The organism is uncultured Chryseobacterium sp. (assembly GCF_913776365.1).
In the GTDB taxonomy this organism is placed as follows: domain Bacteria; phylum Bacteroidota; class Bacteroidia; order Flavobacteriales; family Weeksellaceae; genus Chryseobacterium.
The window spans coordinates 20,209-43,275 of sequence record NZ_CAJYMO010000310.1; the positions used below are offsets into that span (position 1 = coordinate 20,209).

General features: G+C 43.4%; 27 protein-coding genes. 17 read left to right on the top strand and 10 right to left on the bottom strand.

Annotation, left to right across the window (positions count from 1 at the left end):
* The first annotated feature begins 139 nt into the window (after positions 1-139).
* The 3 genes from QZ735_RS16255 (at position 140) to QZ735_RS16265 (ending at position 2,212) form a co-directional block, all read left to right on the top strand.
* Positions 140-1,111: an ion channel gene (locus QZ735_RS16255; RefSeq protein ID WP_294250565.1), complete on the top strand. Its 972-nt coding sequence runs from the start codon at positions 140-142 to the stop codon at positions 1,109-1,111.
* Positions 1,108-1,596, top strand: coding sequence for a YkgJ family cysteine cluster protein (locus QZ735_RS16260; protein ID WP_294250568.1), 489 nt, complete (start codon positions 1,108-1,110; stop codon positions 1,594-1,596). Before QZ735_RS16255 ends, QZ735_RS16260 begins: the two co-directional genes overlap by 4 nt.
* A gap of 244 nt (positions 1,597-1,840) precedes the next feature.
* The gene (locus QZ735_RS16265) at positions 1,841-2,212 is read left to right on the top strand and encodes a hypothetical protein (protein WP_294250570.1); all 372 of its coding nucleotides are present in this window, start codon (positions 1,841-1,843) and stop codon (positions 2,210-2,212) included.
* A gap of 180 nt (positions 2,213-2,392) precedes the next feature.
* Here the strand turns inward: QZ735_RS16265 and gdhA are convergent, their stop codons facing one another.
* Together gdhA and dprA are read right to left on the bottom strand one after the other, a co-directional pair.
* Complete coding sequence (gdhA, locus tag QZ735_RS16270) at positions 2,393-3,751, bottom strand: NADP-specific glutamate dehydrogenase (RefSeq protein WP_294250574.1); 1,359 nt, start codon at positions 3,749-3,751, stop codon at positions 2,393-2,395.
* A 190-nt stretch (positions 3,752-3,941) separates the two neighbouring features.
* The gene (gene dprA / locus QZ735_RS16275; RefSeq protein WP_294250576.1) at positions 3,942-5,051 is read right to left on the bottom strand and encodes a DNA-processing protein DprA; all 1,110 of its coding nucleotides are present in this window, start codon (positions 5,049-5,051) and stop codon (positions 3,942-3,944) included.
* 1,040 nt (positions 5,052-6,091) lie between these two features.
* On the opposite strand from dprA, the gene QZ735_RS16280 reads away from it, so the two are divergent.
* Positions 6,092-6,622 carry a hypothetical protein gene (locus QZ735_RS16280; protein ID WP_294250579.1) on the top strand — a complete coding sequence of 177 codons (531 nt, stop codon included), beginning with the start codon at positions 6,092-6,094 and terminating at the stop codon, positions 6,620-6,622.
* Positions 6,623-6,696: 74 nt separating this feature from the next.
* Here QZ735_RS16280 and QZ735_RS16285 read toward each other — a convergent pair whose 3' ends face one another.
* Entirely contained in the window at positions 6,697-7,467 is a 771-nt protein-coding gene (locus QZ735_RS16285; protein ID WP_294250581.1) for a rhomboid family intramembrane serine protease, read from the bottom strand.
* A 250-nt stretch (positions 7,468-7,717) separates the two neighbouring features.
* On the opposite strand from QZ735_RS16285, the gene QZ735_RS16290 reads away from it, so the two are divergent.
* From QZ735_RS16290 to QZ735_RS16305, 4 genes are all read left to right on the top strand, one after another.
* On the top strand, positions 7,718-8,644 hold the full coding sequence (locus QZ735_RS16290; protein ID WP_294250583.1) for a DUF3078 domain-containing protein: 927 nt from the start codon (positions 7,718-7,720) through the stop codon (positions 8,642-8,644).
* Between the two features lie 278 nt (positions 8,645-8,922).
* Positions 8,923-9,270: a tRNA-binding protein gene (locus QZ735_RS16295; RefSeq protein WP_294250639.1), complete on the top strand. Its 348-nt coding sequence runs from the start codon at positions 8,923-8,925 to the stop codon at positions 9,268-9,270.
* 21 nt (positions 9,271-9,291) lie between these two features.
* Positions 9,292-9,996 (top strand): 3'-5' exonuclease, encoded by a 705-nt coding sequence (locus QZ735_RS16300; protein WP_294250589.1) that lies wholly within the window; start codon positions 9,292-9,294, stop codon positions 9,994-9,996.
* Between the two features lie 3 nt (positions 9,997-9,999).
* Positions 10,000-10,326 carry an SUF system Fe-S cluster assembly protein gene (locus QZ735_RS16305; protein WP_294250591.1) on the top strand — a complete coding sequence of 109 codons (327 nt, stop codon included), beginning with the start codon at positions 10,000-10,002 and terminating at the stop codon, positions 10,324-10,326.
* A gap of 50 nt (positions 10,327-10,376) precedes the next feature.
* On the opposite strand, the gene QZ735_RS16310 is transcribed toward QZ735_RS16305, so the two are convergent.
* The 3 genes from QZ735_RS16310 to QZ735_RS16320 are packed head-to-tail and all read right to left on the bottom strand — an operon-like array spanning position 10,377 to position 12,555.
* Positions 10,377-11,213: a sulfurtransferase gene (locus tag QZ735_RS16310; protein WP_294250594.1), complete on the bottom strand. Its 837-nt coding sequence runs from the start codon at positions 11,211-11,213 to the stop codon at positions 10,377-10,379.
* A gap of 54 nt (positions 11,214-11,267) precedes the next feature.
* Positions 11,268-11,669 carry an OsmC family protein gene (locus QZ735_RS16315; protein WP_294250596.1) on the bottom strand — a complete coding sequence of 134 codons (402 nt, stop codon included), beginning with the start codon at positions 11,667-11,669 and terminating at the stop codon, positions 11,268-11,270.
* A 37-nt stretch (positions 11,670-11,706) separates the two neighbouring features.
* Positions 11,707-12,555, bottom strand: a complete 849-nt coding sequence (locus QZ735_RS16320; protein WP_294250599.1) for a hydroxymethylglutaryl-CoA lyase — start codon at positions 12,553-12,555, stop codon at positions 11,707-11,709.
* A gap of 186 nt (positions 12,556-12,741) precedes the next feature.
* On the opposite strand from QZ735_RS16320, the gene pepT reads away from it, so the two are divergent.
* Entirely contained in the window at positions 12,742-13,989 is a 1,248-nt protein-coding gene (gene pepT / locus QZ735_RS16325) for a peptidase T (protein WP_294250602.1), read from the top strand.
* Positions 13,990-14,036: 47 nt separating this feature from the next.
* Here pepT and QZ735_RS16330 read toward each other — a convergent pair whose 3' ends face one another.
* Positions 14,037-14,399, bottom strand: coding sequence for a hypothetical protein (locus tag QZ735_RS16330; RefSeq protein ID WP_294250605.1), 363 nt, complete (start codon positions 14,397-14,399; stop codon positions 14,037-14,039).
* A 121-nt stretch (positions 14,400-14,520) separates the two neighbouring features.
* Between QZ735_RS16330 and QZ735_RS16335 the strand changes: the two genes are divergently transcribed.
* Both QZ735_RS16335 and QZ735_RS16340 read left to right on the top strand, forming a co-directional pair.
* Positions 14,521-14,763 carry a hypothetical protein gene (locus QZ735_RS16335; RefSeq protein ID WP_294250608.1) on the top strand — a complete coding sequence of 81 codons (243 nt, stop codon included), beginning with the start codon at positions 14,521-14,523 and terminating at the stop codon, positions 14,761-14,763.
* 333 nt (positions 14,764-15,096) lie between these two features.
* Positions 15,097-15,384, top strand: a complete 288-nt coding sequence (locus QZ735_RS16340) for a hypothetical protein (protein ID WP_294250611.1) — start codon at positions 15,097-15,099, stop codon at positions 15,382-15,384.
* 74 nt (positions 15,385-15,458) lie between these two features.
* On the opposite strand, the gene thiL is transcribed toward QZ735_RS16340, so the two are convergent.
* Both thiL and QZ735_RS16350 read right to left on the bottom strand, forming a co-directional pair.
* Positions 15,459-16,520: a thiamine-phosphate kinase gene (thiL, locus tag QZ735_RS16345; protein ID WP_294250614.1), complete on the bottom strand. Its 1,062-nt coding sequence runs from the start codon at positions 16,518-16,520 to the stop codon at positions 15,459-15,461.
* A gap of 123 nt (positions 16,521-16,643) precedes the next feature.
* Entirely contained in the window at positions 16,644-17,138 is a 495-nt protein-coding gene (locus QZ735_RS16350) for a thioesterase family protein (RefSeq protein WP_294250617.1), read from the bottom strand.
* A 298-nt stretch (positions 17,139-17,436) separates the two neighbouring features.
* Here QZ735_RS16350 and QZ735_RS16355 point away from each other — a divergent pair, with 298 nt between their 5' ends.
* From QZ735_RS16355 to QZ735_RS16365, 3 genes are all read left to right on the top strand, one after another.
* Positions 17,437-18,639, top strand: coding sequence for an NAD(P)/FAD-dependent oxidoreductase (locus QZ735_RS16355; protein WP_294250620.1), 1,203 nt, complete (start codon positions 17,437-17,439; stop codon positions 18,637-18,639).
* A gap of 92 nt (positions 18,640-18,731) precedes the next feature.
* The gene (locus QZ735_RS16360) at positions 18,732-19,370 is read left to right on the top strand and encodes a DUF2306 domain-containing protein (RefSeq protein ID WP_294250623.1); all 639 of its coding nucleotides are present in this window, start codon (positions 18,732-18,734) and stop codon (positions 19,368-19,370) included.
* Between the two features lie 60 nt (positions 19,371-19,430).
* Positions 19,431-20,345: a YARHG domain-containing protein gene (locus tag QZ735_RS16365; RefSeq protein WP_294250625.1), complete on the top strand. Its 915-nt coding sequence runs from the start codon at positions 19,431-19,433 to the stop codon at positions 20,343-20,345.
* Positions 20,346-20,350: 5 nt separating this feature from the next.
* On the opposite strand, the gene QZ735_RS16370 is transcribed toward QZ735_RS16365, so the two are convergent.
* On the bottom strand, positions 20,351-20,725 hold the full coding sequence (locus QZ735_RS16370) for a DUF2809 domain-containing protein (RefSeq protein WP_294250628.1): 375 nt from the start codon (positions 20,723-20,725) through the stop codon (positions 20,351-20,353).
* A 465-nt stretch (positions 20,726-21,190) separates the two neighbouring features.
* Here QZ735_RS16370 and QZ735_RS16375 point away from each other — a divergent pair, with 465 nt between their 5' ends.
* The 3 genes from QZ735_RS16375 (at position 21,191) to QZ735_RS16385 (ending at position 22,914) form a co-directional block, all read left to right on the top strand.
* Positions 21,191-21,979, top strand: a complete 789-nt coding sequence (locus tag QZ735_RS16375) for a hypothetical protein (protein WP_294250630.1) — start codon at positions 21,191-21,193, stop codon at positions 21,977-21,979.
* Positions 21,980-22,046: 67 nt separating this feature from the next.
* Positions 22,047-22,463 carry a hypothetical protein gene (locus QZ735_RS16380; protein ID WP_294250634.1) on the top strand — a complete coding sequence of 139 codons (417 nt, stop codon included), beginning with the start codon at positions 22,047-22,049 and terminating at the stop codon, positions 22,461-22,463.
* Positions 22,464-22,470: 7 nt separating this feature from the next.
* Positions 22,471-22,914: an energy transducer TonB gene (locus QZ735_RS16385; RefSeq protein WP_294250637.1), complete on the top strand. Its 444-nt coding sequence runs from the start codon at positions 22,471-22,473 to the stop codon at positions 22,912-22,914.
* Positions 22,915-23,067 lie beyond the last annotated feature (153 nt).

A 23,067-nucleotide genomic window follows, 5' to 3' on the forward strand; every position in this document is an offset into this window, starting at 1 on the left:
AACCAATTGAGAAATTCAATCGGAAGATTGATAAATTTCATGAAAACAATATTTTATCTTTGTATCCGGATAACGTCATCCTGTAAAACCGGAACGTGACTTTTATCCCGAAAGAAAGGTACTTCATCAGAAAAGAATTATGGCAACAGGATTCAGGCAGGATATCCGCCAGAAAAATACGGAAAACAGCGGCTTCGGAGACAATGCTTCGGGACGTTTCATTAATAAGGACGGTCTTCCGAATGTAAACAGGAAAGGGGTAACGGCCCTGAACCGTTTCAGCTGGTACCATACGATGCTGGAGCTGCCTACTTTTATTTTCCTCTCCTATCTCGTTATTGCCTATATTGCGGTAAACCTTTTTTTTGCGCTGATCTATTACCTGATCGGCGTAGAGCATCTCACCGGGATCGATAAAAGTACGCCGGGGAATGAGTTTATCGATGTCTTTTTCTTCAGCTCCCAGACGTTTACCACGGTAGGATACGGCCGGATTGCACCGGTAGGCTTTATGGCCAGCCTGGTAGCCACCTTTGAAGCTTTCCTGGGATTGCTTACCTTTGCCATTGCAACAGGGCTCTTCTACGGAAGGTTTTCAAGACCAAGGGCATTCCTGAAGTTTTCGGATATTGTGGTAATTGCCCCTTTCAGGAATCAGGCAGCACTGATGTTCCGGCTGGCGCCCTATAAAAACAATGCTTTATCAGATGCCGAGGTTATTGTATCGGCAGCTATAGAAACCATGGAAAGCGGAATTCCGAAGACCCGGTTTTACACCCTGAAAACGCAGCTGAATAAAATTAACACCCTGGCACTGAACTGGACTGTTGTACACGCCATCGACGAAGAATCCCCTTTTTACGGATTTACCGCTGAAGATTTCCGCAATACGGATATTGAAATCATTGCCCATGTACGTGCCTTTGACGAAGTATTTTCCAATACGGTGGTCCAGCGGACATCATATGTCTCCGGCGAAATCGTGTACGGGGCAAAATTTGTCCCGATGTATTTTCCGGATGAAAGCCGGCTTTCCACAGTGCTGGACCTCAGCAGAATCAGTCATTACCAACAAGCAGAGCTTCCAAAAGCGGGAGCAATCCCATTATGAATACAGAATTTTACAGGAAACAGGCTTTACAGAAGCAGAAAGAGCACAAAAAATTCCTGGATACCCTGAAAAAGAAACCACCTAAAAACCTGGACTACACTGTTCAGGAAACCCATGATGAAGTTTTCGAAACCATCGATTGCCTGCAGTGTGCCAACTGCTGTAAAACCACAGGCCCGCTTTATACCGAGAAAGATATTGAAAGAATTGCCAAGCATCTCCGGATGAAACCGGCAGATTTTGAGGCTAAATTCCTGAGGGTGGACGAAGATCATGATAAAGTCCTCCAGCACCTTCCGTGCTTCTTCCTGAATGAAGACAATACCTGCTCCATTTATGAGGTACGCCCTAAAGCCTGCCGGGAGTATCCTCACACCGACCGTAAGAAAATTTTCCAGATCAACAACCTGATGATCAAAAATACGGTGATCTGTCCTGCAGCTTACGAATTCGTGGAACGGATGATGAAGAACATCACCAAATAGTAATGCCGTGAAAAAAGGCTTTCCGGATTTCATAACAGTCTCCTTAAGATCATGCCGGCAGCACGTCAAATCCCCATCAATAAAAGGTAATTCAGGTAAACCTTTATAAACCAACCATTTTTATGACCCCTGGCCTATAATACAAAATATCTTAAATAATCACAAATCAAGTTAAAAGATTTTGATTGTCAACACTTTGTATGATAGTTGCATTTAACATAATACCAAACCAAATATTAGTATTATGAAAAACTTAATTGTAGCGGCATTTTTTATCTCAGGAGGTATGATGACTGCAAATGCACAAACGACAAGAACCGATACTTCCACTTCAGGAACCATGAATAACGGAACGAACGGAACGCTGAATAACGGAACCAACGGTACATTGAATAACGGAACAAACGGAACCCTCAACACTAACGGAACCAACGGGACTCTAAACAATGGGACCAACGGAACCCTGAATACCGGCACCAACGGGACAAGAAATAATGACGGAATGAATTCCCCCAGCGGAACAAAAGACTGGGACCGTGCGAAAAGCGACACTTCCAGCTGGAAAAACAAAGACGGAATGAAGACCGACCGGAAAATGAAGAAGAAAAACAGATAGAATATAAATGATTCCTGATCCTGAGCACCGTCTCAGGATTTTTTATGCCCTATAAAAAGCGCCGGATCAAATGTTCCGGCGCTTTTCTCTTTCACTTTTTACTTTTTTCCCATTTGTAATCCCGGGACAGGGTATACGAAAAAAGGCCGGGAGCACGTCCCAACCTTTCTGATTTTTTATTTATACGACTCCCTGAGCCAGCATTGCTTCTGCAACTTTCACGAATCCGGCGATGTTGGCGCCTTTTACGTAGTTCACATAGCCATCTTCTTCTTTTCCATAGTCCCGGCATGCCTTGTGGATCCCGATCATGATCTCTTTCAGTCTGGCATCCACTTCTTCGGAAGTCCAGTTCAGACGGATGGAGTTCTGCGTCATTTCAAGCCCTGAAGTGGCAACTCCTCCTGCGTTGGAAGCTTTCCCCGGCGAGAACAGCACTTTATTATCAAGGAAATAGTTGATGGCATCTAAGGTAGATGGCATATTGGCAGCTTCGGTTACACATACGCATCCGTTTCCAACCAGGATTCTGGCATCTTCCAGATCCAGCTCGTTCTGGGTAGCCGAAGGGATGGCCACATCGCATTTTACTTCCCAAGGACGTTTTCCTGCATGGAATTCTGCAGAAGGATATTGTTTAACGTAATCTTCCGCCCTGTTGTTTCCTGAGGATCTCAGTTCCAGCAGGTAATCGATTTTCTCACCGTCGATACCGTCTTTATCATAGATATATCCGTCCGGACCGGAGATGGTGACTACTTTTGCCCCCAGTTCGGTTGCTTTTTTAATAACTCCCCAGGCTACATTCCCGAAACCGGAAACGGTAACCACTTTATCTTTGAAGGTCTGGCCGATGGTTTTCAGCATCTGCTCGGCAAAATACACCACTCCGTATCCTGTAGCTTCAGGACGGATCAGTGAGCCTCCGTAGGCAAGGCCTTTCCCGGTAAGAACCCCTGTAAATTCATTTCTGATTTTTTTATACTGCCCGAACAGATACCCGATTTCTCTGGCACCTACCCCGATATCCCCTGCCGGTACATCGGTTTCAGGACCGATATGCTTGCAGAGCTCCGTCATGAAAGCCTGGCAGAAACGCATCACTTCCATATCAGATTTTCCCTGAGGATCGAAATCCGAGCCTCCTTTACCGCCACCCATAGGAAGCGTAGTGAGGGAATTCTTGAATACCTGCTCAAAAGCAAGGAACTTCAGTACGGAAAGGTTTACCGTAGGATGGAAACGGATTCCGCCTTTATAAGGGCCAATGGCAGAGTTCATCTGGATTCTGAACCCTCTGTTTACCTGGATTTCCCCTTTGTCATCAACCCATGGAACTCTGAAGATGATAATTCTTTCCGCTTCCGCCATTCTTTCAAGAAGCTTCATTCCCGTATATTCCTTCTTTGTCATGATAAATGGAATCACAGTAACTGCAACTTCTTTTACGGCTTGTAAAAACTCAGGCTCATTAGGGTTTTTAGCCTCTATTTTTGCTATAAATTCTTGAATTTTCTGGTCAACATTATATTGTTCCATATAGTAAGGTTGAATATTATTGCCAACAAATTTAATTTTTTTTTCAAGATTCACAATACCCTAATGAATGATTGTTGAAAATTTAATAATATAAAATGTTAATATTATTAAATTGATAATTTAGATATGAATATTGTTAAAAATGAAAAGTTAGTCTCGAAATAATGCAGTATTAAGAAATCATTAAATCTCATATTGCCATGAATTGCCTCCCTGAAAACGATTTTACCCTTCCTAAAAGCTCAAGTTCCAGGATAACGGGCAGAATTTTATGGGAAGAGAGGTTGGTTTTCTCAATCAGATCGTCCAGTGAAATCTTTGGGTGGCGCGAAATGGCATCCCAAATGAGCTGTTGGTTTTCAGTAAGTTGCAAAGCTACTTCGCTTCTAGGAAACAGTTCCCCGGTTTCCGCTCCCGGCTTGTGAAAACCCAGCTGGCTGATCAGGTCTTTGATTGTGGAAATGGCCATTGCCTTGTTCTGGTAAATCAGCTGGTTGCACCCCTGGCTCTGCCGGTCTGTAATTTTTCCCGGTAAGGCATATACTTCCCGGTTGTACTGGTTGGCAAATGTTACGGTGCTTACGGAACCGCCTCCAAAAGCTGTTTCCACAACGATGGTTGAAGGGGAAAGGCCGGCAACGACCCGGTTTCTCTGAATGAAATTTTCACGGTCCGGTTTTCTGGATGAATTGAATTCCGTGAAGAGGCATCCTCCTTCTTCCAGTATTTTTTCAGAAAGCTTACGGTTTTTAGACGGATAGAGGGTATGAAATCCGTGGGCCAGCACAGCAATGGTGGGAATCCCGTACCTGAGCGACTGTTCGTGGACTTCTTTATCAATGCCCAGCGCCAGTCCGCTGACGGAAGTAAAAGGGCACGACTGTACTTCTTCAAAAAAGTCGTGGATAAAACCGGATCCGTATTCCGTCATGTTGCGGGTTCCTACGATGCTTACTTTCTGGCCATCTGTATCAAAAGACCCTTTGCGGTACAATACTGACGGCGCATCTTCGCATTCATTCAGCATCCGGGGAAGTTCATTGAGGTGCCTGAGGTGGATATGGATGTTTTGGGATTCACAGAATTTCAGTTCTTTTTCGGCAAATTTCAGGTGTTCCGGGTTTCCGATATCGGAAATCATCTTACGGCCGAAACCGTCAAGCTTACGGTATTCCTTTCCTGCCCTCCGCCATGCCTCCTCAGCACTGCCGAAGATACGGACCAGCTTGTAGAAATTAATATCGCCGATCAGGCTGCATTCGCGTAACGCGATGGAATAGAGATGTTCCTGAGAATACATTTGTGTTGTTTTCAGCAAATGTAAAAAATTTATCCGGTTCCGTAAATGGGGTCGCTGAAAATTATTTGCAGGGCATAAGATACTGCTGAATGCCTGGCAATTGAACTTATAATATTACTATTTAACATGAACTCGTGGAAAAGACAGCTCTCATAAGCCGAAAATTACTTCAGGTTAAATATATAGGAAAGAATGTCAAACCGCTTTGCCCTGAAGGGGCGAAAACTTTTAATAGAAAGGAAGGGAAAGCAGTACTGAAGGCTTATTCGAACAGGAATCTGTCTTTAATGATTACGCCCTTGCAGGGCTTGAGCCTACCTGTAAATCATTTAACCCCGGGCCTCGCCCGAGGCTATTGTTATCGCCCTTTCAGGGCTGAATGAGTTCTGCTTCGGATTTAAATTATTGAAAATAAGTTAAACACTATCGAATTCACGTTAAACTATTGAAAGTGAATTAAATGCCATTAAATCCATATTATTTAGGATGTGTAACGAACAATTATATTTGACTTGAGTTTGGCGCAAATAGACTATTCAAATATCAATAGAAATGGGCTTTAGCCCATTTACCATATGCCGTGTGATGATCGGCTTTAGCCGAAACATACAATAAACGTAAGCAAAATTCAATTTGGAATTACAATTTTGATATCAGTCTGAAGCCTAACACGATTGACCAAACACAACAATTTGAATTTCAATCAATTACTTTTGTTTTTATTTCAAAACCATACTGCTTAGCAATAGAAATTTATTTAAAATCCTGATTTATTAAATTGCATTTTTTAATCTCTTATTTAATAAACAACTGAAAATAAATTCAATACAGCCGAATTTACGTTAATTTAGGATAAGGTATCCTCACCATGCATCATATCTAGATCTGAAAAGAAACCTATAAGTATCCTAAAATTCAATAAGAAATAAAGAATTTTACAGCCAATAATAAAATTAGTTTCAGTTCCATAAATGACAATATGTTGTATAGTCTGTGAATTAAAAACAAATTATATATCAATAAACCTAAAAACAACAATCATGAAAAAGAAGAAAACAAACTTTGAATCCCGGTTCTGGTCCGGAAGTAAGAAATATTCGGTGCCGGGGCTGCTGGAAACTTTTTTCCAGTTCAATGACCTGGCTATCGTGAAAGAAGTCCTCGGCAGTATGATGCACTGTTCAACCAGAAGAAAAGCCCGGATCCGTACATATCCTGCTGAAATTTTTCACCTGCAGCAGTCACTCCGGTCACTGCTCCTCGCCGGCCGCCTCATTGCAGCCAAAGCCGGAAAATGGACGGTACCGGTTTCTGCAGAAGCCGTTTCTTCAATGCAGCTGTCTTCACTTTCGGAAGAAGAATATCAGGATCCGTTACGGGTATTCCGGAAAGCCTTTAAAACCTGCAGCTTTGAGGAATTCGATGAGTTCCTTGCCTCAACCGTCTATTTCTCGCTGGGCAATATCAGCAACGACCGGGAAAAACGCAGGGTCAGTCCGTACATTCATCTTATAAAAATGCTGGACGCCGCCTATCTTATCACAGAAAGGAAAATGCAGAAACAGAAGTAATGCTGATCCGGAATGGCCAGTAAAAGCCTGATGAATTCAGCCAAACCATGGATGACGATGGGAAATAAGGTATTTTATTTTCCCCTCAGCCTGTCCAGGTGGTCCCAGATGTCGTCTTTTTTCTTGTAGGGAAGCTCAAGGAAATCATCCGGATGGTTTTCCTTGTACTGCTGCCAGAGTTTGTCATCTTTCTCGCTGTAATAATTCGGGAATTCCCAGATGTACCGCTTTTTCTTTTCACCGGCTTTGCGGAACATGAAAGCGAGGCTGACGCCCACTACGGCACCGGCAAGGTGGGCCTGCCAGGAAATCTTGCTGGGCTCCTGAAGGTTGGAGAACAGCTCCTCCGGCAGCATGCCCCAGACAAGGCTTCCATAATACAGGATCACCAGCAGGGAAATGGTGAGTAAGGTCATATTCCATCTGAAAATCCCGCTGAAAACCAGGAAAAAGGCCAGCACATACACCACTCCGCTTGCCCCGATGGTGCAGGTATAGAGGTAATTCCCGGTCATGATGTCAATCGGCGGAAGCATCCAGACCAGCAGGCCTGTGGCCAGCCAGCCGATGACAAAAACTTTTCCGGCCACCTGAGGATAGAACTGGTAGAGCAGAAACATCAGGACGGCGATAGGAATGGAATTCCCTACGATATGGTCCATATTTCCGTGGAGAAGCGGAGAAGTAACAATCCCGATCAGGCCTTCCGGCAACAACGGAATGATCGCTCCGAAGCAGCTCTGGAAAAAGCCGAGGCTCTGTAAAAAAAATCCCATCCACATCGCTGCCAGCATCAGCAACGGATAGAGAACCGCTTTCCGGGAAATAATCTTGTTTTTTAGCATGTAAAATGTATGTCAAATGAAAAGCCAATACGGAATTCCGGAAAAATTGGCGACGGATTTTACCGGAAGCAAAAGATTTCAGCCAAAAAGTACGGTTTTCAACGATTTTCGTTTCTGTATTGTGCGCAGGTTTACGGTAAGGCATATGACCGGAAAACCACCGGATAGCAATCTTTTAACAGCTTAATTTTGTGGGATCAGGATTATATTTAATACTTTTGTGAAGAACTTTGTAAATGAATCTTGAATAATGAAGAAGTTTTTTACCCTTCTGGGCATCTCCCTGGGAGTTGCCGCAAGTGCACAGGAAGAAATTAAAAAAGACTCTGTGGTAACCGATACGGTAAGACATTGGTCGGTGCTGGGAAAACAGTCATTAATGGTTAACCAGGCGGCCTTTTCAAACTGGGTCGGCGGTGGATCCAATAACATCGGCTGGCTGCTGGGAGCAGATTACAACATCCGGTACGAAAAGGGCAACGACCTTTGGGAAAACCTCATCCTCCTGAATTACGGACAGAATGACACCCAGGGGCTTGGGGTGCGGAAAACCCAGGATGTCATTAATGTATCCACCAACTACGGCCGGAAGTTCTCCAAGAGCTGGTATCTTTCCGCCGGTGCAGGCTTTCTTTCGCAGTTTACCGCAGGATATGAGGACGGGAATAATCCTGAAGCCAAGAAAATCTCCAACTTTATGGCGCCCGCTTACGTCAATCTCGGTCTGGGAATCACCTACCGCCCGAACGACAACATCAATGTTACGCTCCGCCCTACCAACGCCAGGTTTACCTTCGTACTGGATCCGGATCTTCAGATGGCCGGAACCTATGGTCTCAAGGCTGACGGAGACACTACCCTTCTGCAGTTCGGTTTCCTGGGAACAGCCCTCTATAAAATAAAGATCATGGAGAACATCAACATGACCAATACGGCTTCCGTCTTCTCCAATTACCTGGACCATCCGGAAAGGCTGGTACTGGCTTACGGCATGATCCTGAACCTGAAAGTGAATAAATTTATCTCTTCCAATATTACCCTGGATGTGCTGTACGACCATAACCAGATCCAGAAAACCCAGCTGAAGCAGACGCTGGGCGTAGGATTTGCCTACACGCTGGACAACGGCGTAAAACATTCTGACCGGAAAGACAGCCAGTGGTGGTATAAAAAATAATCCCATCAGACAATTGATATACTTGCCCCTTTTCAGGGGCCGCTTTTTTACGGTATGATTTTCCCGGCTTTGCTACATTCCGGTACATCCCGTTTTTTCGGCATCCCAGGTAAGAATATTGAAAAAAACCTTTCAAAACCACGGTTTTCAGGGAAATTATATTTATTTTTAAGTTTATTATAAACCGGGCAGCGTATGCAGGGAACAGTAAGTCCCTTTTTGTAAAGCTTACTGAAATCTGCATACGCTGTCTGATAAATATGACATCCTTTATGAATATTCCTGTAAAACCCGAAATTTCCTGGGCCGATTTTGAAAAGATAGACATCCGTTGCGGAACCGTTATTTCCGTACAGGATTTTGAAAAGGCCAGAAACCCGTCTTATCAATTGGAAATTGACTTCGGTGAATTGGGCATCAGAAAATCATCGGCCCAGATTACCTCCCTGTATGCAAAGGAGGACCTTATAGGCAAGCAGATCCTTGCGGTGGTAAATTTCCCTAAAAAACAGATCGCCAACTTTTATAGCGAGTGCCTGGTGCTGGGAATTTACGGGGAAGATAAAAAAGACGTTACCCTTCTCACGGCTTCCCTTCCTGTAAAGGACGGGCTGCAGGTAGGATAAAGACAAAACAGATAAAAACACATGATACAGAAGATTCCATTAGAAAAGATCTTGTTCCTTGATATTGAAACCGTTCCGGGCTTCGGATCCTGGGAAGAGGTTTCAGAAACCGGGCGGATGCTGTGGGACAAGAAGACAAGGTTCCAGCGGAAAGAAGAAATTTCGGCAGCGGAATTTTATGGCGAAAGAGCCGGCATTATGGCGGAATTCGGCAAAATCATCTGCATCACCATCGGGATGGCTGATAAAAATGACACCCTGAAAATCAAGAGTTTTGCTGATGACGATGAAAAGAAAATGCTCCGCGAATTCGGCGAGATTTTCAACAGCCCGAGATTGCGTGACGTGATCCTCTGTGCCCATAACGGAAAAGAATTCGATTTTCCCTGGATCGCCAGAAGATTCTTGATCAACGGGATGATGCCACCTACTCCCTTCCAGACCTTCGGGAAAAAACCCTGGGAAATCCCGCATCTCGATACCATGGAGCTCTGGAAATTCGGGGATTACAAAAGCTTTGTTTCACTGGAACTGCTGGCCCATCTCTTCGGGGTACCGACCCCGAAAGACGATATTGACGGATCAATGGTTTCATCAATTTACTACATAGAGAAAGACTTGCAGCGGATAGTAGACTATTGTGAAAAAGATGTGTTAACTTTGGCAAATATTTTCCGGCGTATGCGCCAGGAAGATTTGTTGAAAAGGTATACCAATTTAGATTAAAAAATGAAATTTACAGACGATCAGATTGCTGACATTGGTGAAGAGATCATCAACGTCTTAAAAACCGTATATGACCCTGAAATTCCCGTAGATATCTACGAACTCGGGTTGGTGTACGATGTTCAGATTTCCGATGATGCGGATGTTAAAATCATAATGACATTAACGACTCCCAACTGCCCGGTAGCGGAAACACTGCCGCAGGAAGTGAAAGACAAAGTAGCCGAAGTGGAAAACGTAAAAAGCGTAGACCTGGAACTCACCTTTGAGCCGAGCTGGCACAAAGACATGATGAGCGAAGAAGCCAAGTTTGAACTGGGGATGCTTTAATCCGTACTACAGATACAAAAGGCTGCCGGAGAACCGGCAGCCTTTATTGTTTATAATTCTTTTGCTATTTCTTTTCCTTGCCTCCTGCTCCATTCGCTCCATGAACCAATGTATAAATCCGGAACGGGAAAGCCGGCATACACCAAAGCTAAAACAGTATGGCAGGCAGTAACGCCGGAACCACAGCGAACAATCAGATGTTCGGGCATTTCCTTCAGGAATTCCATATACTTTTCCCGCAGTTTTTCAGGAGAAAGAAAGTTTCCGCTTTTATCAAGATTTTCGGAAAAAGGGATATTGATGGCTCCTGGAATATGCCCTGCCACAAGATCGATAGGTTCGGATTTGCCGTTATAACGGTAAGCATCTCTAACATCAATGACGGTTAAAGAATGATTTATCAATTCATTTTCAACATCTTCCAAATTTGAAATTGGGAAAAGCCAGTTTTCTTTCTTAATGACTTCCGCTTTTTCAAAAGATTCTTCACCATCAGAAAACTCCAGGCCCTGTTTTTCTGCATTCTGAATTCCGCCATTCAGCACCTGAACTTTTTCAAAACCAAAGGATCTCAGCATCCACCAGGCTCTTGCTGCCGCATTTGAGCCGTTTTTATCATCGTAAACAACAATATGATTCTGTTCCGAAATTCCAAGCCGGGAAAGTATCTCCGCAAATTTCCCGATTTCCGGGAGCGGATGCCTTCCTCCGAAAGCAGCATCATTACCGGTTTCTGCAAGGTCTTTATCCGGATCTATAAACCTGGCTCCTTTAAGGTGTTTATTAAGATACTTCTGATGATTGTCCTTTCCTGCTCTCGCATCAAGAATGATGAGGTTTTGTGTGGGAAGCCGTTTCAATCCGGTTGGCGAAATAATGGGTTGCATAACCTTTATTTTATAAAGTAAAAGCCACAGAAATTTCTGCGGCCTGACAATTTTTTACTGATAAATGAAAATCATGGTCTGTACCAGATCCGGATGCAGGCTTTTCGAAACCGGGCAATTATGGACGGTACGCTCTATAAAAGCTTTTTCCTCATCAGAATAGGACCCCGGAAAAACAAAATTGCATACAATTTCCCCGATTCTCCTTGGCTCGCCTTTCATAATTTTCTGAAGATTACAATAAGCGCCGTCAATATTGATGTTCTTTTCTTTGCCCAAAATCGCAACGGTAGTAAGGGCACACTCTGCTAAAGAAGTGGCACAGAGATCCGTAGGAGAAAACTTCTCCCCTTTTCCGTGATTATCCGTAGGGGCATCGCTTTCGATAAGCGTTCCGGACTGCAAGTGCTCTGCCGAACATCGTAAATCTCCAATATAGGTAATTTTAGAAGTCATTTTATTTAATTTTTATTAAAGCTAAGAAAATTTTTGCTTAAAAATGAAAAATATCCTTTGCTTTATTATAAGAGCTTTCGAAATTCAGGAGATTCAGTTTATGCGGTGCTTTCTCCACACTCATGAAATTGATCACCTGCTCGGTCGGCATATTTCCTACCAGATCGTCTTTGGCCATCGGACAGCCGCCAATGCCTTTGATCGCGCTGTCGAACCGGGTACAGCCCTGATCATAAGCAGCCTTCAGTTTTGAATAAGAATCTTCATACCGATTATGGAAATGGGCGCCGAAATTGATCCCGGCATATTTTGAAGGAATTTTTTCAAACAGCATCGAGATGGTTTCCGGCGTGGCCACCCCCGTTGTATCAGAGAGCAGAATGTTTTCAACTCCTATTTCGGAAAACCGCTGGGCCCAGAAATCTACATCTTCCCATTTCCACATTTCGCCGTACGGGTTTCCGAAGGCCATGGAAAAATAAATATTCAGCTGCCTGTTTTCTTTTGCTACCAGTTCCAGCATCCTGATAATCTCACCGAAAGCCTCTTCCTGGCTTTTATTGGTATTCCGGTGCTGAAACGTTTCGGAAATGGAAAACGGGAACCCGATAATATCTACCGACGGGTGCTTCAACGCCTTCTCAGCGCCCCTGTAATTGGCCACAATAGCGGAAACCTTTGTATGGGAACGCGACTTGTCTATGTTTTCAGCCACTTCGGCAGAATCGGCCATCTGGGGAATTGCTCTGGGCGAAACGAAGCTCAGGCAGTCCAGCACATCAAACCCTACATCCATCAGGGAATTGATGTAATCTATTTTTTGATCCGTGGGAATAAATTCTCCCCACCCCTGCATTGCATCACGCGGACATTCAGTAAGAAACATGTTTTACTTTTAGATTTTCTCAAATATAATAAAACTAATCCACTTCAATGACGGCCGGCAAAAACCGCACATCTGTTTGATTTACAAAATTTTACTTATGACCCTATTCTGTTCCTAGAGATCTCAGGCGTCTGATAAACGATTCTGAACCCCATTTTTGCTAACTTTGCTAAAATTTAACAAACAATGAGTACAACAGAATTCAGCCCTTTGTGGAAAGAAAAATTGCTGAACCGTTTTCTTGCGTATGTAAAGATCTATTCTACCAGTGATGCGGAAAGTGAAACCACACCTTCTACAGAAAGACAATGGGATATCGCCAAATACATTACCGAAGAACTGAAAACCATCGGCCTGGAAGAAGTGTCTATTGACGAGCACGGCTACATCATGGGCTACATTCCTTCCAATCTGGAGGTTCAGGATCAGCCGACCATCGGGTTTATTTCGCATTATGATACTTCCCCCGATTTCAGCGGTGAAAATGTAAAACCGCAGGTCTGGGAAAATTATGACGGAAACGACCTGGTACTGAACCAAACCACAGGCTTCACCCTTTCCCCGTCCAAATTCGAGAGCCTGAAAAAATATACCGGCCAGACCCTGATTACCACCGACGGAAACACTCTCCTGGGCGCCGATGACAAGGCAGGCTGCGCAGAAATCGTAACGGCGGCAGAATTCCTGATGGCCCATCCCGAAATCAAACATGCCAGAATTGCTGTAGGATTTACCCCGGACGAAGAAATCGGGAGAGGTGCCCATAAATTCGATGTGGCTAAATTCGGTGCCGCTTTTGCCTATACCATGGACGGCGGGGAAGTCGGCGAGCTGGAATATGAAAACTTCAACGCTGCAGGTGCTGTGGTGAAAATCCACGGACTGAGTGTTCACCCGGGTTATGCATACGGAAAAATGGTGAACGCTGCCCTGCTGGCTTCCGAATTTGCCCAGATGCTTCCAGCCAACGAAACCCCGGCTACGACAAAAGGCTTTGACGGATTTTATCATTTGATGGATCTGAATGCGGATATTTCCGAAGCTAAGCTGCAGTACATCATCCGTGACCATGATGAGGAAAAGTTTGAAGCCCGGAAGAAATTCATGCTGGAAAAAGTGGCTGAATTCAATCAGAAACATGGCGAGGGAACTGCTGAAATTGAGATTAAAGAGCAGTACAGAAACATGAAGCAGCAGTTTGAAGGCAAGATGCACATCATAGATCTTGCTGCCCAAGCGATGAAAGAGGCGGGAATTGAACCGAAAATCAAAGCCATCCGCGGAGGAACTGACGGTGCCCAGCTATCGTATATGGGGCTGCCCTGCCCGAATATTTTCGCCGGCGGGATCAATTTCCACGGGCCGTACGAATATGTAGCCCTGGAGAGTATGGAGAAAGCAGTGGAAGTGATCATCAATATCGTGAAAGCCTAAACTGATTTTAAGTTATAGACAAAGCCGGCCTTTCATGCCGGCTTTTTTCAATATTTCCGGTGCAGTTCCGTTATGGAATACTGAGGATTCCTGATGGAATATTTGATTCCGACAGAGTCTCCCTCTTGTTTGTCACTATCATCCGGTACCGATTCATGGCATTCAAATACAACGCCCTTCACGGAATATCTTACTTCAATCCACCGTCCGTTGTTACGTCTTGTTTCCGTAATGAATCCTTTTGTAAAACCGGGATTTTTGTTGATTTCATTTATCTCTTCAATTTTTTTAACTGTCAGGTGACGGACGAAAAGAAACAGTGAACCTAGTATAACGCCCATCGCTAAAGCAAACTGGAGATACTCTTTCAACGTAATTTTAGGTTTTTTGGCTTTCTTTTTCCTTTTCATAAACTTCAGCAAAAATAAGGATATAACTTTGTCAAAGTTTTAAAAAAACCTGCTGATTTACAAATTATTCATAATATTGCAGGACACCCTATAAATCCAAAACTTATTTATTATGAAAAGCATGAAAAAATTATCAAGGAAAGAACTGTCTTCCCTGTCAGGAGCAGGCGGTTCAGGATGCCATACCAACGGTGATTCCGCTTATTGCTGGACCGACTGTGAATGTGCTTTCGGAAAGGCCTGTGAACTGAATGACGACGGCAATCCGGGATCCTGTGTTGCAGCAGGCGGCGGTCCCGGCGGCGGCGGACCTTACTGTCCGTCCGGAGATCCGAGATGTACAGACCAGCCGGCCCCTTATTAAACCAAAAAAACTTTGTCAAAGTCTTGAACTCTGGAAAGTATGGAGAAAGCCATGGAGGTAATTGTGAATATTGTTAAAACATAAACCTTAACATACAGGTAGAAAACCAGCTCAATTGAGCTGGTTTTTGAATATCTAAATTTACTTAAGTAGCTGATAGCAATTAGCTTTTTGCTATTGGCTTTAAAATCAGAATTTTAAAATTCAAAAACGTATTATTAAATTATTTTAAATGGTGGATTCAACCTATAAATCCAACATTATAAAATATCCCAATTTTTTTATAAATTAATGGTCTGTTTTTTGAAAACATTTAAAATAAAAAAATTTAAAATGAAAAAGAGATTATATTCAGTCGCCGTGATTCTTTTGTTTGGAATCGGCATATCAGCACAAAAAACCAATTCAGTAAAGCAGGAAATAAAAAAAGATGCTAAATCAGTAGGCAAGGCTGCTAAAGATGGCGCAGAATGGACCGGCAAAACAGCTGAAAAAGGGTATAATGCTACCAAAAAAGGAGTAAAAGACGCAGCGAAATGGACTGAGAAAACAGCCAAGAAGGGAGCAAATGCAGTAGATAAAACGTATCAGAATACAAAAGCTGATATCAAAAAGGATTAATCCCGAAAAAAAATAAGATAAAAAAACCACCGCCATTGCAGTGGTTTTTTTCTGTATGAGTATGAAAGGAATACCTATTCCTGCTGATTCCCCAAAAAAGCATCCCAACCCTGGGCCGTCAATGCGACCAATTGGTTCGAGCCTCTGGCCACCATAAAATTACCGTCTTCTTTCTCAACGGCATGGCCGATGATGGTGAAATCCGGATGGTTTTTGATCTTATCGAAATCGTTCGGTGAAATGGTAAACAGCAGCTCGTAATCTTCACCGCCGCTCAGTGCCGTCACTACCGGGTTCAGGTTCATTTCATCTGCTGTGGAGATGGTAAGGCTGTCCATCGGTATTTTTTCCTCATATAACCGGAAGCCTACTTTTGACTGATCCGAAAGATGAAGGATTTCCGAAGCAAGACCGTCTGAGATGTCGATCATGGAAGTAGGCCTGATCCCCAGTTCTGCCAGAATTCCTTTGATATCGGTTCTCGCTTCCGGCTTCAGCTGTCTTTCGAGGATATAATCATAGCCTTCCATTTCAGGCTGCATGTTCGGATCTGCCAGGAAGACCGCGTGTTCCCGCTCCAGGATCTGCAGCCCCATATAGGCACCGCCCAGATCTCCGGTAACCACCAGCAGATCGTTTGGTTGGGCACCGTTCCTTTTGACGATATTTTCTTCATTTTCAATTCCGACAGCAGTAATGCTCATCACAAGACCGGCATTGGAGCTCGTTGTATCACCGCCGATCAGGTCGACTTTATACCTTTGGCAGGCCGCCTGTATCCCGGCATAGATTTCTTCCAGGGCTTCTACCGGAAAACGGTTGGAAACTGCCAGGGAAACCAGGATCTGCGCAGGAGTGGCATTCATTGCGGCAATATCGCTAAGGTTTACCACCACTGCTTTATAGCCTAAATGCTTCAGCGGAACGTAACCCAGGTTAAAGTGCACGCCTTCAGCCAGCATATCGGTTGTCAGGACTACCCTTTTATTTTCAGGGCGAATCACGGCAGCGTCATCCCCTATTCCCAGTTCCGAAGTTTCGTTGGCCAGCGGAAAATGTTCCGTCAGATGCTTAATCAACCCGAATTCTCCCAGTTTGGAAATCGGCGTCAGTTCAGGTTCTTTATCTTCAAACATATCTTTTTTTATGAGTAATGAGTAATGAGTAATGAGTAATGAGTAATGAGTAATGGGTGATAAGTGATCCTGTGGCTGGCTTAATCACCAATCATCAATTATCATTTATCAATCGTCATTTATTTATTTAGCAAATGCTGCCGGATCTGTATTTTCCGGGCGGAAAGGCAGTTTTTTGAAATCTTCCCGGGTTAAAACAGCTGTTTCAGGGGATTTGTATTTGTTGATCGCTTCCACCACATCATCCGGTGGCGTGGTCATTTTTCTGAGCATGGTATCGATCCATACGCCTGTTGCCTCTGCCGTGGCACAGTGTTCCCCGTTAGGCGTATAAAATTTATGGACAAAACGGTAGATGGAACAATCGTCGGCACAGGCATCGATTTCCAGGCTTACGATAACCGTCTGGTCGGCAAATATTTCCTTGAAAAAAGAAAACCGCTCATGCATGATGACCGGGCCGATGCCCCAGCGGCTCATCTGGGTAACGCCCATTTTTTCCTGTTTCATAAAGGCCATTCTCGTCTGGGCACAATACTGCACATAAGATGAGTTGGCCAGATGTTTATTGGCATCAAGATCGCTCCAGCGCACTTCGAAGGTATGGTAGAATATCATTTAAACTTTGTTTTACAGATGAACTTCAATTTTCCCGCAAAATTTTTCACTTCTCTTTTAACTCATAGAAACAGCATAATTCTGAAAATCTTTGATTTTCCTTTTCTGTGATCTGAATTATACACAGCTTAAGTGACTAAAATCTTATGTGCCTGATGGGTTAAAAAGCTTTTGTGACTTTTGTGGTTATCATTTCCCGGTTTAATCGAAAAATTACATTCTTCAAAATTACTCAAATAAGATGGTTTATAAAAATTGTAGTTTTGCAAAAATAATCTTGAGCATAAGATTACACCCTATGAAGCAAATTATCATTATCGGAGGAGGTGCTGCCGGATTTTTCTGTGCAGCCAACCTGGACGAAACCCAATATAAGATTACCATTCTCGAGCAGAATTCGGATGTTCTCCAGAAAGTAAAGATTTCCGGAGGCGGCCGCTGCAATGTTACCCATGCCTGTTTCGACCCGCGGGAATTGGTTCAGTTTTATCCCAGGGGAAATAAGGAACTGCTCAGCGTATTTACCAAATTTCAGCCGGGCGACACGATGGATTGGTTTGAGCAGAGAAATATTGCCTTAAAAATAGAAAACGACAACCGCGTTTTTCCGGAAAGCAATTCTTCCCAGAGCATCATCAATGCCATGCTGAATGAAACTCAACAGAAAAAAGCGGAGGTAAAAACCAGGTGTTCCGTAAAAGAAATTCAAAAAAGAGACGAAGGATACCTGGTAAAAACAAGCTTGGAGGATTTTGAAGCGGACGTTGTGATCTACACTACCGGAAGTTCTCCGAAATCCCTTAAAATGATCGAAAACCTGGGACATAAGATAGTGGATCTGGTACCTTCCCTTTTTACCTTCAACATTAAGGACGATTTGCTGAAAGACCTGGCCGGGACCAGTTTTGAAATGGCCGAAACCTCCATTCCTAAACTTAAAACTGAAGAAAGCGGGCCGCTGCTGATTACCCATTGGGGCCTGTCGGGACCGGCGATCCTGAAGATTTCCGCCTGGGAAGCGATCAATTTAGCGAAAGTGAAATATAATTTTGAAATTGAAGTGAATTTCATTTCCAAAGATACGGAAGATGCAGAAGCGCTGTTTCAGCAGTTCAGACAGTCCAATCCGAAAAAAACGATCGGGCAGTCGAAAATTTTTGATATCACCAACCGCTTCTGGCAGAGGATTTTGGAAGTTTCTAAAGTAGATCTTAACAAGCAGGTAGCCAATCTTTCCGGCAAGGAAATGCAGGCCATTATTGAAAACTTATGCCGAAAGAAGTTTCAGGTAACCGGAAAATCGACATTCAAAGATGAGTTCGTCACCGCCGGAGGAGTGGATTTAAAGGAAATCAACTTTAAAAACATGGCTTCCAAGATTTTACCCGATTTCTACATCGCCGGAGAAGTGCTGAACATCGACGCTGTGACGGGAGGATTTAATTTCCAGGCGTGCTGGAGCGAAGCATGGCTGATCGCGCAGGATCTCAATACGAAATGATTTAACACCAATGGCACGGATATCTTCACGGATAACACCATATCATTTGTAAGAAAATTTGCGACATTTGTGTTTAAAAACTCCCGGATTTCATGCTTTTAACCAGAAGAAACACCTCCAATATCTTAAAAATCCTTTTCATTATTGGATTCGGGTATTTCTTCTGGCTGATGCTGAAAATTACGCTGGAATATATTCCGCTGAGAGCGGATGCCGGCTTCCTGATGATCAAACAGACGGAAGTTACGCAACGCCCGGAATACCTCTGCTTCTTCTACACCCATGTCTATACCAGCATTCTGGTATTGCTCAGCGGGTTTTTAGCCATCCTCAGAAAAGATTTCGGGATAAAAAATTTTCACCGGACCACAGGAAAGCTGTACGTCTTTCTAATCCTTTTTCTCGCCGCCCCATCAGGAATCTACATGGGAATTTTTGCCAATGGCGGATTGTTTTCTAAAATTTCCTTTGTTCTTCTGGGCGGGCTGTGGTGGTTTTCAACGTATAAGGCCTACCAGCTGGCCCGGCAGGAAAAATTTGAAGCACACAAAGCATGGATGTGGCGGAGTTTTGCGTTCACGGTTTCTGCACTTACCCTGAGAATGTGGAAAGTATCCCTTGTTTACCTGCTGCATCCCGATCCGATGGACCTGTACAGGATCATTGCCTGGCTAAGCTGGATCCCGAATATTGTGCTCGTTGAATATCTCATTGCAAAAAAATACCTTTAGACCTTATTAATTCCTGTTATTTTTACGATCTTTAATTTCTGTAACCCCATCAGATCACACATGAAAAATTTACCATTAGCATCGCTTTTCCTATTGGCCCTGGCTTTACTCGGCTGTAAAAAAGAATCAGGAGAAACCCGGCCGGCCCAAAATAATACCGCCCGGAAAAATACTGCTGCTGCCCCGGAAATATACAGGGAATATTACGGAATCTATATGGGCGACTTTGCCGGAACGGAGATGATTACCCCTGAAATCGGGGAAGCTTATGAAGGAGACGTTTATAAAAAACTCTCACTGAAGATCAACAGGATTACCAAAGACAGTGTATACGGACAAACCATTCTAGACGGAAACCAGCGGCCGTTCCGGGGCATTTTCAATAATGCCACGAAATCTTTTGTATTGGATGAGCCGGGGACGGACAAGACCGACGGAAGGTTTGAAGTAAAGCTTTCCAAAGACAGCCTGACCGGAAAATGGACTGCCTTCACGAAAACTGCCGTAAAAGCACCCCTGAAGAACGTAAAACTAGCAAAACAGGAATTTGTCTATAATCCTAATTTTATGCTGGATGAAAACTCCGACCTCATCGACTGGGAAAACCCGAGAAATTTTGTAGAAAAATATACCGATGAGGAAACCGGCAAAACGGAAAACTTTACCGCCTCCAAGAACAGGATTGCGTCCGATGCCGTTTTCAGAATCAATGCTTCCCGGCAGAAACTCTCTGAAAAAGACCTGAAAAATCTACGGAAACTTGACCTGGAAATCATTAAAAACTCAGTTTTTGCCAGACATGGTTATTCCTTTAAAAAAGCAACCTACAGGAATTTCTTTGAGCAGACCGACTGGTATATTCCCGTTTCTGCCAATGTAGACCAGGACCTCTCTCCCATGGAAAAAGAGAATGTTGCCCTGCTGAACCGATTTATCAAATATGCCGAAGACAAATACGACAGCTTCGGAAGATAATACAATTATTTACGGATCATTACCCAGCCGTACAGCAGCAGGCAGCCTGCCGCATAACACAGGATGTCGATCCAGGAAAAAGAATTGCCTATCACAATATACATCAGGCTTCCCTCAGGAAAGCCCAGATGCTCCGCGAGATGGAAATACTGCATCACCTCAACGAAGCAGGAAAAAAGAAAGATCCCCAGGATAAGTCTCTGATTACGGCGCACCGCCAGAACTGTTTTAATGAACGTATAGATCAGGATGACTACGATTACATCGCCGAGATAAGCCCTCACGAAGAAAATATCCTTTATCTTTGTGGCGATCAGGACTTCGCCGAGAAACAGGATAACGGTAACCAGAAAGTAGGTGCTGCTGAATTGTATTTTCATGATCTGAAGGCTATTAGTCGGAACTTATATATTAAACATCTACACTGTGGCAGATTTTATATTTCTTATTTTTATTCCCCCGGTGCTGTTATGCATGTATTATACAGGGTTTATTACACTGGCAAAATTAAACATAAACCAACCCGATCAAAGCAAAAAGGTCCATCTTCTCAGGATTTTTTCAGGATTTGTCGTTTTTTCCCTGTTAGCTCTGCTGATTTTGCTAATAAAATGGATGATTATTCCCGCTTCATCAGTTTCCGGCAGGTAATCGGCTTTGATAAAAATTCCCACGGAAAGGCATTTCATAAGCGTCAACACAGATATGTCTCATTTTACCCTATCAGAAAATACGGCTTCTTCTTCCGGCTTCCGGCCGGGAAATCAAGTATTTTAACATTGATTTTTATCGTACCCCAAAATATTTTTCTATTTTTGGCCCATAATTAATAACTGTCATCGCTTATGAAAAAAATTTATTTGCTGCTGCCGTTTCTGGCTTTTTTTTCCTGTTCAACTGCAGACGAAGATACTTCCGAATTTGATAACCCGATCCTCGTCACCCGGATGGTACAGCACGGAAAGCAGTATACCTTCAGTTATAACGGAGCGAAAATCACAGAGATGAACAATACCACCGATAACTGGAAGAGGACTTACACCTATACAGGAGACCTGATTACCCAGTATGTTGACAAATTTGCCGACGGTAAAACCCATACCACTTCTATTGAATACAACAGCAACCAGAAGATTACCAAGAAAAACACGGTATACAGCGATGCTTCTTTTTCTGAAAACATGAATTATTACTATACCGGGATCAACCAGATCAAAATGATCAGGACCGTAATTACTGCCGCATCCACAAAAACCTATACCCGGGAGGCCGTTACCTATTCTGACGGATCACTGAAAAGCTGGACAGAAACGGTAAGCGATGTACAGTCAGGAGGCACGGTTAACGGTACCGGTTCAATGAACCTTGCTTATGACGGCGGATATTACCCTTTCAGGAATGTGGCGGGATATACGAAAATGGTTGAAAACGAAGGCATCAACGGATCTGCCAGAAATACGGTGGATTACAACTACGTCATTACCTATCCTGCAGGAAAGGAACACAATGTCTATAAAAACACATTCGAATACCAGGACAACAGCTATCCGAAAAAAGAGATCCGGGATGTCTATCAGGGCGGTATTTTGCCGGTAGCTTCCGAGATCACCACATACGAATATAACCATTTATAAAACAGAGAGCTCCGGCTCTCTTTTTGCTTTATTGAAAAACATTTTTATTTTTGCAGACATGAAAAAAATGATTTTTTTATTCGGCCTGTTTTGCAGCCTTTCTGCAACTGCCCAGGAATTCAGCTCTGTTTCCCAGTTGCCGGATTACGCTGTCCTGAAAACCAAAATGAAGCTTGACGATGCGGTCACCAAAGCCGATACCCCGGCAGAATTTCCCGGCGGCCCCGAAACATTCAAAAAACAGTTTGCCGAAAAAATGGATGTCATTGATGTAAAATCAAACAAAATCAATACGCGCGTCTACTTCATCGTTGAAAAGACCGGCTACGTACGGTATGTAACCGCTATCAGCGATAATAAACAGCACGGCCACGCTGCAGAAGTAGCCGTAAGAAGATTATATACCAAATGGAAACCTGGGATGGTGAACGGAGAACCGGTACGGTACCTGTGTACTTTTCCGCTGACCCTGAAAAAATACTAAGTTTATTTTGAAAACAATAAAAAAGATATTATTTGCTTTTCCGTTTCTGTTCACTTATCTTGTATCAGCTCAAGACTCTGCAGTATACGACTCTGCAGAACTTAACGAACTTGTACTCAAAGAGAAAAACGGCAAAGCCAGAGTAGAAGCAAACCAGCCTGCACGTTTTATTAAAGGCAATAAAGTTTTTCAGGAACTGGTTTATCAGAATTTCAGGATGCGGAAAATTAAAAGTACTGAAAAACAGGAAACCTGTGAACTAACTTTTGTGATTGAGAAAGACGGTTCACTGGTTGATATCAAAGCTGCCGGCAATAATGAATCTTTCAACCGGGAAGCGATACAGTCTGTTACAAAAATCAATGAAAAGTGGATTCCTGCGGAGATGAACGGAGAACGGGTCCGTTATCGGTTCAGACTTCCTCTAACCATAAAATTTGATGAAAAATAATTAGGTTTAGATTCAAAAGATCACCCGCCGATCATTTTTTTAATGGCATTCAGTTTCATCAGCGCCTCGATCGGAGTCAGGGTATTGATGTCTATTCTGGTCAGCTCTTCACGGATGTTTTCCAGCACCGGATCATCCAACTGAAAGAATGAC

What these genes read in the sequence shown, in the direction of transcription:
- QZ735_RS16255 (WP_294250565.1), top strand. Translation starts at nt 140, where the DNA reads ATGGCAACAGGATTCAGGCAGGATATCCGCCAGAAAAATACGGAAAAC.
- QZ735_RS16260 (WP_294250568.1), top strand. Translation starts at nt 1,108, where the DNA reads ATGAATACAGAATTTTACAGGAAACAGGCTTTACAGAAGCAGAAAGAG.
- QZ735_RS16265 (WP_294250570.1), top strand. Translation starts at nt 1,841, where the DNA reads ATGAAAAACTTAATTGTAGCGGCATTTTTTATCTCAGGAGGTATGATG.
- gdhA (WP_294250574.1), bottom strand. Translation starts at nt 3,751, where the DNA reads ATGGAACAATATAATGTTGACCAGAAAATTCAAGAATTTATAGCAAAA.
- dprA (WP_294250576.1), bottom strand. Translation starts at nt 5,051, where the DNA reads ATGTATTCTCAGGAACATCTCTATTCCATCGCGTTACGCGAATGCAGC.
- QZ735_RS16280 (WP_294250579.1), top strand. Translation starts at nt 6,092, where the DNA reads ATGAAAAAGAAGAAAACAAACTTTGAATCCCGGTTCTGGTCCGGAAGT.
- QZ735_RS16285 (WP_294250581.1), bottom strand. Translation starts at nt 7,467, where the DNA reads ATGCTAAAAAACAAGATTATTTCCCGGAAAGCGGTTCTCTATCCGTTG.
- QZ735_RS16290 (WP_294250583.1), top strand. Translation starts at nt 7,718, where the DNA reads ATGAAGAAGTTTTTTACCCTTCTGGGCATCTCCCTGGGAGTTGCCGCA.
- QZ735_RS16300 (WP_294250589.1), top strand. Translation starts at nt 9,292, where the DNA reads ATGATACAGAAGATTCCATTAGAAAAGATCTTGTTCCTTGATATTGAA.
- QZ735_RS16305 (WP_294250591.1), top strand. Translation starts at nt 10,000, where the DNA reads ATGAAATTTACAGACGATCAGATTGCTGACATTGGTGAAGAGATCATC.
- QZ735_RS16310 (WP_294250594.1), bottom strand. Translation starts at nt 11,213, where the DNA reads ATGCAACCCATTATTTCGCCAACCGGATTGAAACGGCTTCCCACACAA.
- QZ735_RS16315 (WP_294250596.1), bottom strand. Translation starts at nt 11,669, where the DNA reads ATGACTTCTAAAATTACCTATATTGGAGATTTACGATGTTCGGCAGAG.
- QZ735_RS16320 (WP_294250599.1), bottom strand. Translation starts at nt 12,555, where the DNA reads ATGTTTCTTACTGAATGTCCGCGTGATGCAATGCAGGGGTGGGGAGAA.
- pepT (WP_294250602.1), top strand. Translation starts at nt 12,742, where the DNA reads ATGAGTACAACAGAATTCAGCCCTTTGTGGAAAGAAAAATTGCTGAAC.
- QZ735_RS16330 (WP_294250605.1), bottom strand. Translation starts at nt 14,399, where the DNA reads ATGAAAAGGAAAAAGAAAGCCAAAAAACCTAAAATTACGTTGAAAGAG.
- QZ735_RS16335 (WP_294250608.1), top strand. Translation starts at nt 14,521, where the DNA reads ATGAAAAAATTATCAAGGAAAGAACTGTCTTCCCTGTCAGGAGCAGGC.
- QZ735_RS16340 (WP_294250611.1), top strand. Translation starts at nt 15,097, where the DNA reads ATGAAAAAGAGATTATATTCAGTCGCCGTGATTCTTTTGTTTGGAATC.
- thiL (WP_294250614.1), bottom strand. Translation starts at nt 16,520, where the DNA reads ATGTTTGAAGATAAAGAACCTGAACTGACGCCGATTTCCAAACTGGGA.
- QZ735_RS16350 (WP_294250617.1), bottom strand. Translation starts at nt 17,138, where the DNA reads ATGATATTCTACCATACCTTCGAAGTGCGCTGGAGCGATCTTGATGCC.
- QZ735_RS16355 (WP_294250620.1), top strand. Translation starts at nt 17,437, where the DNA reads ATGAAGCAAATTATCATTATCGGAGGAGGTGCTGCCGGATTTTTCTGT.
- QZ735_RS16360 (WP_294250623.1), top strand. Translation starts at nt 18,732, where the DNA reads ATGCTTTTAACCAGAAGAAACACCTCCAATATCTTAAAAATCCTTTTC.
- QZ735_RS16365 (WP_294250625.1), top strand. Translation starts at nt 19,431, where the DNA reads ATGAAAAATTTACCATTAGCATCGCTTTTCCTATTGGCCCTGGCTTTA.
- QZ735_RS16370 (WP_294250628.1), bottom strand. Translation starts at nt 20,725, where the DNA reads ATGAAAATACAATTCAGCAGCACCTACTTTCTGGTTACCGTTATCCTG.
- QZ735_RS16375 (WP_294250630.1), top strand. Translation starts at nt 21,191, where the DNA reads ATGAAAAAAATTTATTTGCTGCTGCCGTTTCTGGCTTTTTTTTCCTGT.
- QZ735_RS16380 (WP_294250634.1), top strand. Translation starts at nt 22,047, where the DNA reads ATGATTTTTTTATTCGGCCTGTTTTGCAGCCTTTCTGCAACTGCCCAG.